This window comes from Pseudomonas fluorescens, assembly GCF_004683905.1.
GTDB classification, from domain to species: domain Bacteria; phylum Pseudomonadota; class Gammaproteobacteria; order Pseudomonadales; family Pseudomonadaceae; genus Aquipseudomonas; species Aquipseudomonas putida_A.
The window spans coordinates 1,472,574-1,489,866 of sequence record NZ_CP038438.1 but is presented as its reverse complement, the minus strand read 5'-3'; the positions used below and the strand labels follow the sequence as shown (position 1 = coordinate 1,489,866).

At 59.7% G+C, this 17,293-nt stretch carries 20 protein-coding genes; 7 read left to right on the top strand and 13 right to left on the bottom strand.

Translation table 11 applies throughout. The features are described from left to right. From E4T63_RS06780 to E4T63_RS06770, 3 genes are read right to left on the bottom strand one after another with little or no spacing between them, the layout of a single operon-like run. Positions 1 to 717 carry a hypothetical protein gene (locus E4T63_RS06780; RefSeq protein WP_098967641.1) on the bottom strand — a complete coding sequence of 239 codons (717 nt, stop codon included), beginning with the start codon at positions 715 to 717 and terminating at the stop codon, positions 1 to 3. 37 nt (positions 718 to 754) lie between these two features. Next, complete coding sequence (locus E4T63_RS06775; protein WP_135295128.1) at positions 755 to 1,489, bottom strand: hypothetical protein; 735 nt, start codon at positions 1,487 to 1,489, stop codon at positions 755 to 757. Between the two features lie 22 nt (positions 1,490 to 1,511). After that, positions 1,512 to 2,423 (bottom strand): LysR family transcriptional regulator, encoded by a 912-nt coding sequence (locus E4T63_RS06770; protein WP_209318227.1) that lies wholly within the window; start codon positions 2,421 to 2,423, stop codon positions 1,512 to 1,514. A 77-nt stretch (positions 2,424 to 2,500) separates the two neighbouring features. Here E4T63_RS06770 and E4T63_RS06765 point away from each other — a divergent pair, with 77 nt between their 5' ends. The 3 genes from E4T63_RS06765 (at position 2,501) to E4T63_RS06755 (ending at position 5,577) form a co-directional block, all read left to right on the top strand. Beyond that, a complete protein-coding gene (locus tag E4T63_RS06765) occupies positions 2,501 to 2,989 on the top strand; it encodes a DMT family transporter (protein WP_098967636.1) in 489 nt (162 codons plus the stop codon). Between the two features lie 171 nt (positions 2,990 to 3,160). Beyond that, positions 3,161 to 4,396, top strand: coding sequence for an aminotransferase class I/II-fold pyridoxal phosphate-dependent enzyme (locus E4T63_RS06760; RefSeq protein WP_098967635.1), 1,236 nt, complete (start codon positions 3,161 to 3,163; stop codon positions 4,394 to 4,396). A 14-nt stretch (positions 4,397 to 4,410) separates the two neighbouring features. Continuing rightward, complete coding sequence (locus E4T63_RS06755) at positions 4,411 to 5,577, top strand: MFS transporter (protein ID WP_098967633.1); 1,167 nt, start codon at positions 4,411 to 4,413, stop codon at positions 5,575 to 5,577. Here the strand turns inward: E4T63_RS06755 and yiaY are convergent. Continuing rightward, positions 5,574 to 6,722 carry an L-threonine dehydrogenase gene (yiaY, locus tag E4T63_RS06750; protein WP_098967632.1) on the bottom strand — a complete coding sequence of 383 codons (1,149 nt, stop codon included), beginning with the start codon at positions 6,720 to 6,722 and terminating at the stop codon, positions 5,574 to 5,576. The genes E4T63_RS06755 and yiaY overlap by 4 nt on opposite strands. Before the next feature lie 153 nt (positions 6,723 to 6,875). Between yiaY and E4T63_RS06745 the strand changes: the two genes are divergently transcribed. Then, a complete protein-coding gene (locus E4T63_RS06745) occupies positions 6,876 to 7,895 on the top strand; it encodes a DUF4917 family protein (RefSeq protein WP_135295126.1) in 1,020 nt (339 codons plus the stop codon). 99 nt (positions 7,896 to 7,994) lie between these two features. Here E4T63_RS06745 and E4T63_RS06740 read toward each other — a convergent pair whose 3' ends face one another. Next, positions 7,995 to 8,537 (bottom strand): helix-turn-helix domain-containing protein, encoded by a 543-nt coding sequence (locus E4T63_RS06740; RefSeq protein WP_135295125.1) that lies wholly within the window; start codon positions 8,535 to 8,537, stop codon positions 7,995 to 7,997. A gap of 106 nt (positions 8,538 to 8,643) precedes the next feature. Between E4T63_RS06740 and E4T63_RS06735 the strand changes: the two genes are divergently transcribed. Further along, positions 8,644 to 9,426, top strand: coding sequence for an aldolase (locus E4T63_RS06735; protein WP_135295124.1), 783 nt, complete (start codon positions 8,644 to 8,646; stop codon positions 9,424 to 9,426). 22 nt (positions 9,427 to 9,448) lie between these two features. Continuing rightward, the gene (locus tag E4T63_RS06730; RefSeq protein ID WP_167797090.1) at positions 9,449 to 10,333 is read left to right on the top strand and encodes a dihydrodipicolinate synthase family protein; all 885 of its coding nucleotides are present in this window, start codon (positions 9,449 to 9,451) and stop codon (positions 10,331 to 10,333) included. A 52-nt stretch (positions 10,334 to 10,385) separates the two neighbouring features. Here the strand turns inward: E4T63_RS06730 and E4T63_RS06725 are convergent, their stop codons facing one another. The 5 genes from E4T63_RS06725 to E4T63_RS06705 all read right to left on the bottom strand — a co-directional run bounded on the left by E4T63_RS06725 (position 10,386) and on the right by E4T63_RS06705 (position 13,142). After that, positions 10,386 to 10,907, bottom strand: a complete 522-nt coding sequence (locus tag E4T63_RS06725) for a hypothetical protein (protein WP_098967625.1) — start codon at positions 10,905 to 10,907, stop codon at positions 10,386 to 10,388. Beyond that, positions 10,907 to 11,551, bottom strand: coding sequence for a hypothetical protein (locus tag E4T63_RS06720; RefSeq protein ID WP_098967624.1), 645 nt, complete (start codon positions 11,549 to 11,551; stop codon positions 10,907 to 10,909). Before E4T63_RS06720 ends, E4T63_RS06725 begins: the two co-directional genes overlap by 1 nt. A 153-nt stretch (positions 11,552 to 11,704) precedes the next feature. Then, positions 11,705 to 12,049 (bottom strand): YegP family protein, encoded by a 345-nt coding sequence (locus E4T63_RS06715; protein ID WP_098967622.1) that lies wholly within the window; start codon positions 12,047 to 12,049, stop codon positions 11,705 to 11,707. A gap of 192 nt (positions 12,050 to 12,241) precedes the next feature. Then, a complete protein-coding gene (locus E4T63_RS06710) occupies positions 12,242 to 12,547 on the bottom strand; it encodes a ribbon-helix-helix domain-containing protein (protein ID WP_098967621.1) in 306 nt (101 codons plus the stop codon). A gap of 13 nt (positions 12,548 to 12,560) precedes the next feature. Continuing rightward, entirely contained in the window at positions 12,561 to 13,142 is a 582-nt protein-coding gene (locus tag E4T63_RS06705; RefSeq protein WP_135295122.1) for a DJ-1/PfpI family protein, read from the bottom strand. A gap of 281 nt (positions 13,143 to 13,423) precedes the next feature. Here E4T63_RS06705 and E4T63_RS06700 point away from each other — a divergent pair, with 281 nt between their 5' ends. Continuing rightward, positions 13,424 to 14,329 (top strand): DMT family transporter, encoded by a 906-nt coding sequence (locus E4T63_RS06700; RefSeq protein WP_135295121.1) that lies wholly within the window; start codon positions 13,424 to 13,426, stop codon positions 14,327 to 14,329. A 59-nt stretch (positions 14,330 to 14,388) separates the two neighbouring features. Here the strand turns inward: E4T63_RS06700 and E4T63_RS06690 are convergent, their stop codons facing one another. The 3 genes from E4T63_RS06690 to E4T63_RS06680 all read right to left on the bottom strand — a co-directional run bounded on the left by E4T63_RS06690 (position 14,389) and on the right by E4T63_RS06680 (position 17,281). Then, positions 14,389 to 15,612 carry a class I SAM-dependent methyltransferase gene (locus E4T63_RS06690; protein WP_135295120.1) on the bottom strand — a complete coding sequence of 408 codons (1,224 nt, stop codon included), beginning with the start codon at positions 15,610 to 15,612 and terminating at the stop codon, positions 14,389 to 14,391. Positions 15,613 to 15,892: 280 nt separating this feature from the next. Then, positions 15,893 to 16,510, bottom strand: coding sequence for a TPM domain-containing protein (locus tag E4T63_RS06685; protein ID WP_095138499.1), 618 nt, complete (start codon positions 16,508 to 16,510; stop codon positions 15,893 to 15,895). 33 nt (positions 16,511 to 16,543) lie between these two features. Continuing rightward, positions 16,544 to 17,281 carry a TPM domain-containing protein gene (locus E4T63_RS06680; RefSeq protein WP_135295119.1) on the bottom strand — a complete coding sequence of 246 codons (738 nt, stop codon included), beginning with the start codon at positions 17,279 to 17,281 and terminating at the stop codon, positions 16,544 to 16,546. Positions 17,282 to 17,293: the final 12 nt, after the last annotated feature.

The following is a 17,293-nucleotide window of genomic DNA, read 5'->3' as shown; positions in this document are numbered from 1 at the left end:
TCAGTAACCTCTGAGATCTTCAGGGACGTTGTACTGCTGGCCATCGTACGTCAGGGTGATCTGTTTCTTCTTCAGGTCGGTGTTTGTCGAAACGCACTGATTGCCGGACTTGGTGTTTTTCATTTTACTGCCGGTGGTGGTGACGATCAGATCGGCGAAACCATTGTGGCTCGTTGGAGCGATCTCGAGGGTCCGGCGGATTTTTTTGCTGTAGCCCTCGCAGTCATTCACGAACTCACCGTTGTCCTTGAAGACCACCAGGCCTTCAAGCACCGGACGCAACTCGTCGCCCTCGCGAACATACAGCGCCAGATCGGTTTTCTCGTAGGGAATGGCATGGGAACTGTGGACGAACTTCGCGCGCAGACCAAAAGCGCGGATATCCGGCGTCAATCGGTAGCGCGCCGTATCGATGCGTACATCATCCAGGCGCACGGCATCAGAGTTGTAAGCGCCCGGTTTACGGTAGGTGGCGATCGGTTTAGCGTTGCTCGCATTGAGCAGCGCCAGATCCAGATCGAACGCCCCGGCATCGTCACCACCAGAATCGGCCAGATAGGTGGACTTGACCGAAATCGCCTGACTCGGAAACGCCGGCCAGACATTGCAGCGCGACATGGATTTGCCGTCGAAACTCTTGGTGGTGCAGGCGGCGTGGGCGTGGGGGGTGATGGCCAGCAAACCGAGGGCGATCAGGAGTCTGGTGGGGTTAAGCATGGTTCTTCCTTGATAAGTGTCGTGTTGGGCTAGCGGGTTACAGGCCTTGGAAACCGTTTGGCAAAACGTAGGATTTTCCGTCGTAGTGCAATGTTGTCAAAACGGGTTTGTTGTCAGTGGTTTTAGTTTTACATGCGTCTCCCGTCCCCACACTTGTTGTGTCTTTCTCCAAGGTTTTGACAATCAGATCTGCATAGCCGTGAGAGCTCGTTTTAGCGATTTCTACCGTTCTTGAAATCTCATATCGCTCGCCTTCGCAGTCACCATCCCACTCGCCGCCATACCGATAAACCACTAATTTATCCAATACCGGGCGCAATTTTTCGCCCTCTTTCACGTAGAGCGAAAGCAGGTTTTCTTCCATCGGATTGATCCGGGATCCATTAGTGGATAACGCACGTACGCCAAAGGCACGAAGTTCGGCAGTCAGTGCGTAGCGAGCCGTATCGAGCGTTATTTCTCGCAAACTGACGCCATCCAATACAAATGCAGCCGCTTTGTAATAAGTCGCAAGGGGCTTCGATTGAGCGGTGTCCAGAACGGACAAGTCGAAATCGTAGGTACTCAGCGCTTCTGGGTCATCAGATGGGGATCCGCGCTTAAACTGTGCAGTGGCGTTGATGGTTAATCCTGGATATGCAGGCCACTCCTTGCAGACAGAAAGATCCAGATCTCCTGCCATCGGTGTTGGCACGCAATCAGCCAATACCTGACCTGCCATCAACCACCCACTCAGGGCCACCCAGCCGATCCATCCAGACTTCACTGTCACATCCCACTCCTTGATAACGTTTTCAGCCGCGCACTATCCCCTCCTCAATCCGGCGATTCAACCAGTTCAACGCCTGATCCCCACCCCGGCGCTTATGCCACGCCAGCACAAACGTGAACGGCGCAATCTCGAACGGTGGCGGCAGCACAATCAGCTCCTGCTGATCAATCTCGCGCACGCTGCGTGACGACACCGTGAGAATCAGATCCGTACCGCTGATCAACTGCGGCGCGACGTTCCAGTGCGGCAGGCTGATGGCGACGCGGCGGCGTTCGCGCAATGAGGTCAGCGCCCGCTCGATTTCCGGGGTGCCGCTGCCGCGCATTTCCAGCAGAACATGCGGGCGCGACAGGTAGGTCGGCAAATCCAGTACGCCGTCGGCCGGCAAGCTGCGGCGATCCAGCAGGCAGACGTAGCGTTCTTCAAACAGCAAAGTGCTGCGCAATTCGTTGGGCATTTCCGGGAACACCCCGGCGGCCACGTCGATGTCACCGTTGAGCACACCCTCCAGCATGCCCTCGCGGCTGGCATGGCTGATTTGCAGGTCGATGCCCGGGGCCTCGCGGCGCAAGGTGCGGATCAGATCGGGCAGGATGATGGCCGCGCCGTAGTCGGACATCGCCACACGAAAGGTTCGCCGCGCAGTGCCCGGATCGAAAGTGTTCGGCGCCAACAGCGATTGCACCTGGGCCAACGCTTCGGCCAGTGGCGCAACCAGTTCCAGCGCCCGCGCCGTGGGCACCAGCGTCGAACCGGCGCGCACCAACAGCGGATCGCCGAGCAAATCGCGCAGACGCGCCAGCGCATGGCTGACCGCCGGTTGACTCAGGTGCAGCCGCTCAGCAGCGCGGGTGACGTGTTGCTCGCTGAGCAAGGCATCGAGGACCACCAGCAGGTTCAAATCAATACGGCGTAGATCATTCATCTCGTGCATGTTCTGGATGACAAAACGGAATTTAAATCTGCGCGACGAATACTCTAGAGTCCAGAAAAACCTGTTGGAGAGTGATCATGAGTACGTTGCAGTGGGTCGGTTTATTGCTGCTGGCCGCGTTTGCCGGCGCGGTGGTGCCGTTTCAGAGTGCGATCAACAGCAACCTGGCGCGGGGCCTCGGCCATCCGCTATGGGCAACGTTGGCCTCATTGCTGGTGAGTGTTTTGGTGCTGTTGCCGGTGATTCTGGCGTTGCGCCTGCCGCTGCCGTCGCTGGGTTTTATCAGCAAGGCGCCGTTGTGGATGTGGGCTGGCGGTGCGTTCGGCGTGTGCTTTGTGGCGCTGGCGGTGATGTTGCTGCCGAAGCTCGGCGCGTCGGGGTTTGTTGCGCTGGCGTTGGCCGGCCAGGTGATTGCGTCGATGCTGCTCGATCACTTCGGGTTGTTCGGGCTGGTGGAAAAACAGCTGTCGATGTCGCGGGTGTTGGGCGCGTTGTTGCTGATTGGCGGGGTGGTGTTGATTCAGTTTGGTGGGGCGGCGAGCAGGAATCTGGCACCTGCCGGGTAGGATTCGGAGGCGCCCGACACCGCATCAGAACATCGCCCTACAAGCAAATATCCAATTCCGCTCAGTATTGCAGGAAGTGTCTGATTCAGGCCCGAAGTCGTGTTCCGTAAAGTCTGGCAATACACACAAATTGCAACGACCCACGGATTGCCACGCTTAAGGGATGCCCTGATGAACCATATACAGCAAGCACCAAACCTTTATTCCAATTATCGAAAAGTCATCGCCCTGGCGAACCAGGACTGGGAAAACGCCGAGCTCGGCAAAGTCGCCGGGCTCAATGTCGAGGTCATGGGTTCCAACCACCTGCTCGATCAATACGGACGGGAGTTACAACACTTCTGTACCACGTCCTACCTTGGCCTTGATCACCACCCAGCCCTGCTCCAAGGTGCAATCGCCGCACTGCAGGAAACTGGCACCCTGCGCGTCGCCAACTCGAAAAATCGCTGCAAGCTGGGGATTCTCGAAAAATACGAAACCGAGCTTTCGCAGTTGTTCGATGCAGTGTGCCTGACGACCCTGTCCTGCAGCGCTGCAAGTGCGGGGATCTTGCCGCTGCTGGCCAGCGGTGTATTGACCGAGAATCGCCCGCCAGTGATGGTCTTTGACCGTCAGGCGCATTACTCGATGAATCACTTGAAAGCTGCATGCGCCGACGAAACCCGTGTGATGACCTGTCCGCACAACGATATGAATTTTCTAGAAAAGATCTGCCAGCAATATGGTCGTGTGGCCTATATTGGCGATGGCGCCTACAGCATGGGCGGTGTGTCCAACATGGAAGGCCTGCTGTACCTCAAGGATCGTTACGGGCTGTTTCTTTATCTGGATGATTCACACGCGTTGTCAGCCGTGGGCCATAACGGCGTCGGTCTGATACGCCCGAGAATCCAGACGCTGGAAGATGACTGCGTGATCGTCGCGTCGCTGGCCAAGTCATTTGGCGCCAGTGGTGGACTGGTGATGCTTGGCAACCAGCGCCAGAAAAAAATCATCCAGCGTTATGGCGGCCCGAGCAATTGGTCACAAAGTCTCAACTGTGCGGCAATCGGCGCCGGACGAGCGTCAATTCGTCTACATTACACCGCCGAATTCGCCGCTCTACAGGCCTGCCTCCAGGCTAATATCCGCCTCTTCGACAGTTTGATCAGTACAGAGCAATGCCACAGCGCGATGGCAATCCGCTTGATCGACTGCGGCCAGGCGGATCTGGCCAATCGCATCGCCAGCGAGCTGGCCGAGCAAGGCTTTTTCACCAGCGCAGTATTTTTCCCGGTAGTTGCCCAAGGTAAAGCGGCCATTCGGGTAACCTTGCGTGCTGATATGGAGCCGTCGCTGATCCGACGTTTCTGCGATGTAGTCAGCGAATTGTTGCGCACACACCGCGTCGATTTCGACATCTGAGCCAGGGACGATCGATGAACGCCAGCGCCACCCTTCTTATCACCTGCTGCACTGTGTTCCTCGCACAGTTGGGCATGAGTATTTACCTGCCAGCGCTGCCGGAGATTGCCGGCCATCTGCATGCAGGGCCTGCGCAAGTGGCGTGGGGTTTATCGATTTATCTGGTCGGCATGGCGCTGCCAATGCTGCTTTGGGGATCACTGGCCCAGCGTATCGGGCGCAAACCTGTGTTACTCGCAGCATTGGGGCTGTATGGCGCGGCGAACCTGGCGTTGCCGCTGGGTTCGACGCTGGAGTCGTTCCTGTTACTGCGCCTGATTCAGGGCGTCGGCGCCAGCGGGATTTCGGTGATGGCACGGGTGCTGATTCGCGACAGTTTTCGCGGCGACCTGCTGGCCAAAGCATTGTCATGGATTTCGATTTCGTTCGTGGTGGCTCTAGGCATCGGCCAGTACCTGGGTTCGATCATTCAGGTCACGCTGGGCTGGCAGGCAATCTTCTACTTGCTCGGCATCACGTGCCTGCTGATGGCCATGATCGTATTCCGGGTCAATTTTGCGACATTGGAGGAGGCGCAAACCAATGCTTCGGCATGGCTGATTTACCGGCGCATCCTGATCCATCGCGCGTTCCTGTTGCCGGCACTGGCCGGAGGCCTCGGCTACGGGGTGATCATCGCCTTCAACACGGCTGCGCCACTGATCCTGCAAGGACCGTTCAATTGGTCTACGGTGGATTACGGTCTGCTCGGCTGGCCGATCAGTGCGGCATACTTTCTCGGGGCACTGGTGGTCAATCGCTTCGTTCTGCGCACGGGTCAACACCGGTTGATGACGTTGGGCGTGGTGCTGGTGATGGCGGGGTGCGGAGTAATGCTGCTGGGCAGTCTGACAGCCAGTTCCATCGCGCTGATGCTGTGGCTGCCCTATTGCGTAGCGGTGTTCGGACAATCGCTGAACTACCCGATCAGCCTGTCCCGTGCCAACGATGGCGCACCGATTGCGGGTGCTTACGCAATGGCGTTGAGCGGATTTATTCATCAACTGATGGCGGCAATGATCGGCGCGATTGCCAGTCTTGTCGCTAGCCCTTCGGCGTGGCCGCTGGCACTGTTATGCAGTTTGCTTGCAGTCGGCGCGATGCTCTGTGTGACATTCACGCCGACGCGCGTCAGCCCTTAAAACGCATTACGGAAAATCTCCTCGATCTGCCGCTGATCCGCCGCCCGTGGGTTGGTCAGGCCGCATGCATCTTTCAACGCATTGGTGGCAAGCACTGGAATGTCGCTGAGCTTGGCGCCTAGTTCACGCAGGCCACCCGGGATCTCGACGTCCTTGGCCAGACAACGGATCGCGTTGATCGCCGCCTGAGCGCCCTCTTCCTGGCTGAAACCACGGATGTCCGCACCCATGGCGTGGGCGACGTCAGTCAGGCGTTCGGCACAGATCAACGCGTTGAAGGTCTGCACATGCGGCAGCAGCACGGCGTTGCACACGCCATGGGGCAAGTCGTAGAAACCGCCCAGCTGGTGGGCCATCGCATGCACGTAGCCGAGCGATGCGTTGTTGAACGCCATGCCGGCGAGGAACTGCGCGTAAGCCATGTTTTCCCGCGCTGCGAGATCGCTGCCGTCACGCACGGCCAGGCGCAGGTTGTTGCTGATCAGGGTCATGGCCTTCAGCGCACAGGCGTCGGTGATCGGGTTGGCCGCGGTCGAGACGTAGGCCTCGATGGCGTGGGTCAGCGCGTCCATGCCGGTGGCGGCCGTCAGGCTTTTCGGCATGGCGACCATCAGCGCCGGGTCGTTGACCGACAGCAGCGGCGTGACGTTGCGGTCGACGATGGCCATTTTCACGTGGCGCGATTCGTCGGTGATGATGCAGAAACGGGTCATCTCGCTGGCGGTGCCGGCGGTGGTGTTGATGGCGATCAGCGGCAACTGCGGCTTGCTCGATTGATCGACGCCTTCGTAGTCGCGGATCTGCCCGCCGTTGGTCGCACACAGAGCAATGCCCTTGGCGCAGTCATGGGGCGAACCGCCGCCCAGCGACACCACGAAATCGCAGCGACTGTCCTTGAGCAGCGCCAACCCGGCCTCGACATTGGCAATGCTCGGATTCGGTTTGGCGCCGTCGAAGATCACCGAATCGATGTCCTGCATCGCCAGTTTTTCGGCAAGCATGGTCGCCACGCCGGCCTTGGCCAGCCCCGCGTCGGTGACGATCAGCGCCTTGCGAAACCCATAGTTGCGGATCGCAACCATGGCCTCGTCGAGGCATCCGTTGCCCATGATGTTTACGGCCGGAATGAAAAAGGTGCTGCTCATGCGCGTCTCCTGACTGGGGCCGAATCGACTGCTCCGATACGGCGGATGTGCACAGGATCGACCGATCGGTCACCACCGATGTTGATCTGGCTCAATGCCCGCTCGTGATAAAGTCGCCGTCCATCCGCCCTTTGTTTTGAGACTGCCCACGCAATGACCGATTTTCTGGACGTCGATGCCACCCTCGAAGACTGGAGCGCCCTGCGCGCCACCGCCGACTTCAACGGTCTGCTGGTGGGCAATGGCGCCAGTCGCGCGGTGTGGGACGATTTCGGCTACGACTCGCTGTTCGAAAACGCGCGCACCGTGGAGGAGAAACCGCTGAGCCCGTCGGAACTGAGCGTGTTCGACGCGATGCAGACGCGCAGCTTCGAGCAGGTGCTCGGTGCGCTGAAAACCACCAGCCGGGTCAACAAGGCCCTGGCCGTCAGTTCGGCCGCACCGCGCAATCGCTACTACGCGATCAAGGAAGCGCTGATCAACACCGTACACGCCGTGCACATTCCCTGGCGCCTGGTACAGGCCTCGACCCTGGCCACGCTCAATGAAGAACTGGCGCGTTATCGCACGGTGTTCACCACCAATTACGACCTGCTCAACTATTGGGCGATCCAGCACCGCAGCGAGGCGCTCGACGATCTGTTCAACGGCCCCGACGCCAGTTTCGATCTGAGCGCAAGCGCCAGCGCCAAACCGCGTCTGCTGTACCTGCACGGCGGTCTGCACCTGGTGCGCAATCAAGACGGCACCGCGCGCAAACTGACTTCGACCGAGGGCACCCTGCTCGGCAGTTTCGCGATCAACAACACAATCAAGACCCTCGACGACGTGCCGCTGTTCGTCAACGAAGGGCCGAGCGCAGACAAGCTCAAGACCATTCGCAGCTCGGATTATCTGTCGTTCTGCTATGAGCAGTTATTGGGCCACGCGCAGAACCTGTGCATCTTCGGGCATGCGTTGGGCGAGCAGGATGCTCACATCGTCAGGGCGCTGCGCCTGGCGAAACCGGCGAGCGTGGCGATCTCGATCTATCCGCGCAGTGCGGCGTTCATTCAGCATCAGAAACGCCATTACGCCAAGGTGTTCGAGGGCACCGGGATTGCGTTGCGGTTTTTTGATGCGAAGACGCATGCGTTGGGGAGTCCGAAGCTTTCGGTTCCCGTCGAGATTTGATGTAAGCAGTACTGACGCCTTCGCGAGCAAGCCCGCTCCCACCTTGGAATGCATTCCAAATGTGGGAGCGGGCTTGCTCGCGAAGATTTTTCTGGCGGCTCATTCTTCCGAGCTGTGCACCACCACCAGCAACTGCGCCTGCACCTCGCCCACCGATCTGATCCGGTGCGGCTTCTGCGCATTGAAGTGCAGCGCATCGCCACGCTCCAGCAGCACCCGCTCGTTCATGAAATCCACTTCCACCAGCCCTTCGTGGACGAACAGAAACTCCTCGCCCAAGTGCTCCTTGAAGGTCTTGTCGGTGAACTCGCGCGGCGGGTAGATGATGAACGGCAGCAGGTTGCGTTCGCTGACCTGATGCGCCAGCACCGCATACCCCGGGCTCTGATCGTTGGCCGCCAGTGACTGGCGTTCGTGGCTGCGTACCAGGCTATAGCTGTCGAGGCTGACGTTGTCTTCGGAGAACAATTCCTCGACCTTCACGTTCAGTGCCTTCGCCAGTTTCAGCGCGGCCGCAATCGACGGGGTGTTCAGCCCGCGCTCGACCTTCGACAGATAACTCTTGGTCATGCCGGATTTTTCCGCCAGCGCCTCAAGTGTCACGCCAAGTTTTTTTCTCAACAATTTCAAACGGATAGACATGCGCAGCAGTTATTCCATCAAGGAAACGACGATTGATGCTTGCTCATGACACTTTGTGTCATATAGGCTCTTTAGTGTCATTTGCAATCACCCAAAGGACACCGACATGGCCAAGACATTAGCACTACCCAAAGCGCAACTGGTCAAGCAAGCGCTGACCCAGATGCAAAACACCCTGGCGGATAATACGTGGACTGACCGGCAAAAGCTGGCGCTGACCTGCCGGATCCTGTTCGAGAGCGGTCATGACTCCGGTCTGGCCGGACAGATCACCGCCCGTGGCCCGCAACCGGGGACCTATTACACTCAACAACTGGGCCTGGGTTTCGATGAAATCACCGCGAGCAATCTGCTGCTGGTCAACGAAGATCTGGAAGTGCTCGAAGGCCACGGCATGGCCAACCCGGCCAACCGTTTCCACAGCTGGGTCTATCGCGCCCGGCCGGACGTGAACTGCATCATCCACACGCACCCGACGCACATTGCCGCGCTGTCGATGCTGGAGGTGCCGCTGCAGATTTCCCACATGGATCTGTGCCCGCTGTACGACGACTGCGCGTTTCTCGAAGGCTGGCCGGGCGTGCCGGTGGGTAACGAAGAGGGCGAACTGATTGCCGGTGCGCTGGGCGACAAGCGCGCGATTCTACTGTCGCACCACGGCCAGCTGTCGACCGGCAGCACGATCGAAGAAGCCTGTGTCATCGCCCAACTGATCGAGCGCGCCGCCAAACTGCAACTGCTGGCAATGGCCGCCGGCACGATCAAACCGATCATTCCGGCGCTGGGGCGCGAGGCCCATGACTGGGTGTCGAAACCCAAACGCCACGCCGCCGCCTTCAACTACTACGCCCGGCAGAACCTGCGCCAACACGCCGATTGCCTGAACTGATTTCAGCCTTTCCCGGAGACTCATCATGTCCAATATTCACGGCATCATCGGCTACACCATCACCCCGTTCGGCACCCACGGCGAAGGCCTCGATCTGCCGGCCCTCGGCCAATCGATCGATCGTCTGATCGACAGCGGCGTCCATGCCATCGCCCCGCTCGGCAGCACCGGCGAAGGCGCTTACCTCAGCGACGCCGAGTGGGATCAGGTCGCCGAGTTCAGCATCAAGCACGTGGGCAAACGGGTGCCGACCATCGTCAGCGTCTCCGATCTGACCACCGCCAAAGCCGTGCGCCGCGCGCGCTTCGCTGAAGCCCACGGCGCTGACGTGGTGATGGTGTTGCCGGCGTCGTACTGGAAGCTCACTGAAGCGGAAATCCTCGCGCACTACCGCGCCATCGGCGACAGCGTCGGTGTGCCGATCATGCTCTACAACAACCCGGCCACCAGCGGCACCGACATGTCGGTGGAGCTGATTCTGCGCATCGTCAATGGCGTGGAAAACGTGACCATGGTCAAGGAGAGCACCGGCGACATTCAGCGCATGCACAAACTGCAATTGCTCGGTGAAGGCCAGGTGCCGTTCTACAACGGCTGCAATCCGCTGGCACTGGAGGCGTTTGCCGCAGGGGCCAAGGGTTGGTGCACCGCCGCGCCGAACCTGATCCCGCAACTGAATCTGGATCTGTATGCGGCGTCGCTGGCCGGTGATCTGGTTCGGGCACGTGAGTTGTTCTACCGCCAGTTGCCGCTGCTGGACTTCATTCTCAAAGGCGGTTTGCCAGCGACGATCAAGGCCGGACTGCGCGAGACGGGGCTGGAGGTTGGTGATCCGCGCTTGCCAGTGTTCCCGTTGAGTGACACCGGCAGACATCACCTCAAAGCGCTGCTCGACGTTTTGCGCTGATGAAAAAAATCCCGCCCGGAACACTCCGGGCGGGATTTTTCCTGCCTGTCGGTCAAAGACTGGCGGCGTGCTTCATCGCTTCGCGGTGGAAGGGCTGATCCTTCAGGACCTGCGCAATGAACGTGTCAGTGATCAAGCGCACATGTTCGAACTGCCCGCCCGAGGCGTTAAAGGCGCCCCGCCAGGATTCAGTGTGATTGTGCACGGCATAGACACCCAGTATCTCCTTGCCATGGCTGAGACTGAACACCACTGTGCTGTCGAAGCTCACCGGTACCGGCACCAGGAACAGCGTGAAGGCACTCAGGAACAACTGAGGCTGAAGCGCGCCGACATCGCTGTTGGCGACTACCAGAACGTTGTAGCCATCCTCGCTTCGACCGGCGCGAACTTCGTCGAAAGTGCCGCGCCGACGCAGTTCGTCTCGCAACATCCAGCTCGGCAGACCGAGCACATTGACGTTGATCGCCGGCAGTTGCTGGCTGTAGTCGACGTCGGGGGCCTTGAGGCTGTGGGTCGCCTGACAACCACCCAGCAACATGAGCAATCCCAGAAACAGAAGCTTGAGGCGCATTAGAGTTTTCCTGACAACATGGCTTTATAGACAGAGGCGCTGGGGCCGTTTTCTTCGCGAATGAACGGCGTGGCGGTGTCCAGATTCGGCATGTCCAGACGCTGCAATCCTGGTACTTGCGGGTATTTGGCACGAACCAGCGCCGCATCACGTTCAAGATGATCGCTGTGCAGGAACAGGCATGACAGCTGAAGACCGATCAGGCACCCGGCGCGAAAATCGCCGATGTAATAAGCCTTGCCCGCCTCGAGTTGCATGCCGATGGTGAAGTCTTCACGGCTCCACGTCACCGACTGCCCATGATCGAAACGCACGTTGTAGATCTCGTAACGACCGGGTTTGAGCGGCATCACAAACAACGTGCCGATGCCGTGATCGGTCTCGCGTACATCTCGCTCGGTTCGGGCGTAAAACTCGTTGTGCAGGCGTGCAGTGGCGAAATCATCGCTTCCACGCTTACGGATCATCAGCATTTGTTCCTTCGCTGAAAACCTCGTCTTGGGCCAGATGCCGACCACACCTACCACATAAGCCACGCCGGAATCGGCGGTTGGCTTGAGTTCATCGTCAATGTGGGTGGGTGACATGCTGTAGCAACCGCTCAGGCCGAGCAGCGCCGTCAGAACAGCGAAAAAGCGAATCATCAAAGGAAAAACTCTCGCGTAAACATTGAAAAACACACGAAAGAGTATTGAACGCCGCCCCTTCCATGGATTGGTCGCGAAGGATAAGCGATGTAGTGGCACATAGCCAGAATTCAGTCGCCATTGTTTTGGCGACTGAGTCGTGGAGTTATTTCAAAGCACCGGCAACGTCTTGTCCTTGATCACTTTGCTCGGCCCGTTGGCCTTGACGCTGGCGATGCCTTTGGCGCACGCGGCGTCCGTGGAGTACGACTCGCTGCTGCCGATGATCTGATGGTTGGCGGCCTTGAGGTTGAAGTATGGGTGGCCATCCTTCGTCGATTTCTTCTCGTAGCGTTCATCCAGCGGGCTATTGGTCTGCACCGAAGCAATGCCGCTGTCGGCAGCCGCGCGGGTGGTGTAGAGCTCGCTGGTGAGAATGGTTTCAGCGTTGGCGGCCTTCAGCACAAACCTGAACTGGCCGTTGCTGCTTTTGCTCACTTCGTACCATCCGGACATGCTCGTTTCTCCTTGGCGGTTGAAAGGTTTTGCGCCAATGAGTAAAGACCAGCCCAAGATTTCTGTAGCCTGTAATGGCCTCTTCGCGAGCAAGCTCGCTCCCACAGGGTTCTTCAGCGGCCACAAAACTTGTGAGCACCAGAGAAACCTATGGGAGCGGGCTTGCCCGCGATGTGGTCAACTCGGTCGGGGCTATTTCACCCCCGCCCGCACCACCGACAACTGCGGCTCCGTCACCCGCCGCTGACTCAGATAGCGTGTACAACTCACCCGCAGGAACGAGGCAAAATTCACCACCTCGCCGCGATAATCCATCACCTCTTCATACAGTTTGGCGATCAGTTGATTGGTGGTCATGCCATCGACTTCGGCGATTTCGCTGAGAATGTCCCAGAACTGGTTTTCCAGGCGCAGCGTCGTCACTACGCCGCAGATGCGCAGCGAGCGCGAGCGGGATTCGTAGAGAATCGGGTCGGCCTTGACGTAGAGCTCGCACATCGGCGGATCCTCGTTACAGGGTGATCTTGGTGCCGAGCAGGCCGAGGAAACCGGCCAGCCAGTTCGGATGCGCCGGCCACGCTGGCGCAGTCGCCAGATTGCCTTGAACGTGGCCGTCGGTCACCGTGATATCGATGAACGTGCCACCGGCCAGGCGTACTTCCGGCGCACAGGCCGGATAGGCGCTGCATTCGCGACCTTCCAGAACGCCCGCCGCCGCGAGCAACTGCGCGCCGTGGCACACAGCGGCAATCGGCTTGCCAGCCTTGTCGAATGCTCTTACCAGCGCCAGCACCTTTTCATTCAGGCGCAGGTACTCCGGCGCACGCCCCCCGGGAATCAGCAGCGCGTCGTAATCGGCCTCGGCGACCTTGGCAAAGTCGAAGTTGAGGGCGAACAGGTGACCCGGTTTTTCACTGTAGGTCTGGTCGCCTTCGAAGTCATGGATTGCGGTGCGCACGGTGCTACCGGATGGCTTGTCCGGGCACACGGCGTGCACGGAGTGACCGACCATTTGCAAGGCCTGGAACGGCACCATCACTTCGTAGTCTTCGACGTAATCGCCGACCAGCATCAGGATTTTTTTCGCGGCCATGGGGAGGACTCCTCTGGGAATGGGCTTGCAGGAGTATTCAAAGTAGACCTTATCCGTTGGGGCGGGTAACAACCGGCTACTACCTCGAAGACCGCGTTATCGTTTTTCGCGAGCAGGCTCACTCCTACAGGGGAATGCATTCCAATTGTAGGAGTGAGCCTGCTCGCGATAGCGTCCGCAAACTGTACGCCTAAGTCTGTGCCTAGCTGTAACAGCCCGACCCGCCCGGTTTATGGCTAGATGAAGCCACCTTCCTGTCACCTTCAATTCTGGTCACTCACATGTCCTCGCGCGAAAACACCGGCATGGCCCTCGGCCTGCTCGGGGTTGTGATTTTCAGCCTGACCCTGCCCTTCACCCGGATCGTGGTGCAGGAACTGCATCCGCTGCTCAACGGCCTCGGCCGCGCGCTGTTCGCGGCGATTCCCGCGGCAGCGTTGTTGTTATGGCGACGCGAGAAGTGGCCGAGCTGGCAGCAGATCAAAGGCCTGAGCCTGGTGATCGCCGGGGTGATTCTTGGCTTCCCGGTGCTGTCGGCGTGGGCCATGCAGACCTTGCCGGCGTCCCACGGCGCGCTGGTCAACGGTTTGCAGCCGCTGTGCGTGGCGCTGTATGCCGCCTGGTTGTCCCATGAACGCCCGTCGAAAGCCTTCTGGGCCTGCGCCGCGCTGGGCAGTGCGCTGGTGCTCGGCTACGCGTTGTACACCGGAGCCGGGAGCATTCAGGCCGGTGACTTGCTGATGCTCGGCGCGATTGCCGTCGGTGGTCTGGGCTATGCCGAAGGTGGCCGGTTGGCCAAGGAAATGGGCGGCTGGCAGGTAATCTGCTGGGCGCTGGTGCTGTCGACGCCGCTGCTGATCGGGCCAGTGTTGTATCTGGCGCTGCAACATCAGGGCGCGGTGTCGGCCAAGGCCTGGTGGGCGTTCGGCTACGTGGCACTGTTCTCACAGTTTCTCGGCTTCTTCGCCTGGTACGCCGGGTTGGCGATGGGCGGGATCGCGCGGGTCAGTCAGATCCAGTTGCTGCAGATCTTTTTCACCATCGCGTTTTCGGCGCTGTTCTTTGGTGAACATGTCGAGCCGATTACCTGGGTGTTTGCCTGCGGGGTGATCGCAACGGTGATGCTCGGGCGCAAGACCGCAGTAAAATCAAATGTGGGAGCGAGCTTGCTCGCGAAGGGGCCGTAACAGTCGACATCATCGTTGACTGTCAGTCCGCTTTCGCGAGCAAGCCCGCTCCCACAGGATCAGAGGTAGCCATCCGAACGCAGCAGCGTTTCCAGACAGTGCTCGCTGATGTTGTAGAACGCCTTCAACTCGGCAATCTTCACCAGCAACTGAGCCGGGTCCACCGGCTCGGCGCGTTTCACCGCGAGAATCATCTTGTTCTTGTTGGTGTGTTCCAGCGAGATGAATTCGAACACTTTGGTCTCGTAACCGCAGGCTTCGAGGAACAGTGCACGCAGGCTGTCGGTGACCATTTCCGCCTGTTGGCCCAGGTGCAGACCGTATTGCAGCATCGGCTTGAGCAGCGCCGGACTCTGGATCTGCAGGCGGATCTGTTTGTGGCAGCACGGCGAGCACATGATGATCGACGCGCCCGAGCGGATGCCGGTGTGAATCGCGTAGTCGGTGGCGATGTCGCAGGCATGCAGGGCGATCATCACGTCCAGTTCGCTCGGCGCCACGCTGCGCACGTCACCGCACTTGAACACCAGCCCCGGGTGCTCCAGTTTCGCCGCGGCGGCGTTGCACAGGTTGACCATCTCTTCGCGCAGCTCGACGCCGGTGACTTCGCCTTCGGACTTGAGCGTGTTGCGCAGGTAATCGTGGATGGCGAACGTCAGGTAACCCTTGCCCGAGCCGAAGTCCGCCACCCGCACCGGTTTGTCCAGCGCCAGCGGTGACGAGGTCAGCGCGTGGCTGAAGACTTCGATGAACTTGTTGATCTGCTTCCACTTGCGCGACATCGCCGGGATCAGCTCATGCTGCGCGTTGGTCACGCCCAGATCCTTGAGGAACGGTCGGCTCAAGTCCAGAAAACGGTTTTTCTCACGGTTGTGCTCGGCGGACGGCGCTTCACGCAATTGCTGAGGTTTGCTCTTGAACAGTGAACTCTTGCCCTTTTTGCTGTATTCGAGCTGGGCTTCGTCGGTCACGGTCAGCAGATGCGCATTCTTGAACGCGGCCGGCAACAGCTCGGCAATCACCGCCACGCCTTCGCTCAGCGGCAGATTCTTGGTGATGTCGCGGGTCTTGTAGCGATAGACAAACGACAGGTGTGGCTGCGCCTTGACCGTCACCGCTTTGATGATGATCCGCTGCAGATCCGCCTCTTCACCCACGTACTTGGCCAGCACCAGTTTGATGAAGCCGTTGTGTTCGAGGCTGGTTTGCAGCAGCTCGATGAACTGGGCGTGATGATCGGGCGCGGGTTTGGCAGACGGCGCGGATGGGGCGGTAACGGACATGAACAAGCGGCCTCGGGCGGGGCGAAACGGGAATGGCGGGTATTTTAGGGGGGATGGGAGTTGGGGACACGTTCTTATTTACCCAACGGCTTTAAAAGCGCCCTCACCCTAACCCTCTCCCGGAGGGAGAGGGGACTGATTGGGGGATATTGAAGAGGTTCACCGACTTGAAAGAGTGCCTTTGAATCCATAATCGACTCGGTTTCTCAGGCCGATGTCGAGCGCAAGACATCTCGGTCGGCTCCCTCTCCCTCCGGGAGAGGGCTGGGGTGAGGGGCTTCTAGGCCAGCACCACCAACCGATTGGGTAATTCATTCCTCACCTGCGTCACCGGCACGTGCACCTTGAGCAGTTCCCCACAGGCCTCGATGCAGGTGACAAAGCCCTCGAGCGTGCGCCCCTGCCGCACCTGCTCGGTGAACGCGGCGACGATCGCGTCCCAGCTCTTGTTGTCCAGCCGCCGGGAAATCCCCTCGTCCACCAGAATCTCCACGTAGCGCTCGGCCTCGCAGACAAAGATCAGCATCCCGGTGCTGCCGACGGTGTGGTGCAGGTTCTGTTCGAGGAACTGCCGCCGCGCCAGATTAGATGCCCGCCAGTGGCGCACGCGGCGCGGGATCAGATGGGTGGTGATCTTCGGCAGGCGAAACAGCAGGCACAGGACGATGAACAGGCCCCATTGCACCAGCAACAGGCTGTGCATGGTCAGCCAGCCAGTCAGGTAATGGACGATGCCCGGCACCAGCAGCGCCAGCAGGCTGGCCCACAACAGCGGAATGTACGCGTAGTCATCGGCGCGGGCCGCCAGCACGGTGACCAGTTCGGCATCGGTATCGCGCTCGACCCGGGCGATCGCCTCGGCGACTTTGCGTTGTTCGTGTTCAGTCAGTAATGCCATGTCGAAAAGTGCCTGATCATTATTGTTGTGTGTTCACCAGCCGCCGGACGAACCGCCGCCACCGAAACTGCCCCCGCCGCCGCTGAAGCCCCCGCCTCCACCGCCACCGCCGAAACCGCCCCCGCCTCCGGAGCCGCCACGGCCGGCGGGAAGGATACCGAGCATCTGGCAGACAAACACGGTCAGGATGAACAACACCACCAGAAAAACGAACAACAGCGGATGACGCGAGACAAAATCGCTCTGCGGATCGCCGCTCGACTCGTACACCGTCGACGGTTCGTCCAGAGGATTGCCGCCGAGCACCACCAGCATCGCCGCCACGCCGTCGCTGATGCCCTTGCTGAAATTGCCGGCCTTGAACGCCGGGGTGATCACTTGATGAATGATCACCGAACTCTGCGCATCGGTCAGCCGATCCTCCAGACCGTAACCGACTTCGATGCGCAGTTTGCGCTCGTCCCGGGCAACGATCAGCAGCGCGCCGTTGTTCTTGTCCTTCTGGCCGATGCCCCAGTGCCGGCCCAGTTGCACGCCGTAATCCTCGATGGTGGTGCCCTGCAGATCAGGCACCGTGACCACCACCAGTTGCTCGCCGGTGGCCTGCTCGTGAGCCTGCAATTGCTGGCTCAACTGGGCGCGCACCGACGGCTCGAGCATCTGCGCCTCGTCCACCACCCGCCCGCTCAGCGCCGGGAACGTCAACTCGGCCCGGGCGCTGACGGCGAACAGCCAGAGCATCAGCACCAGGCCTATCTTCAACACACGCATGGGCAACCTCGA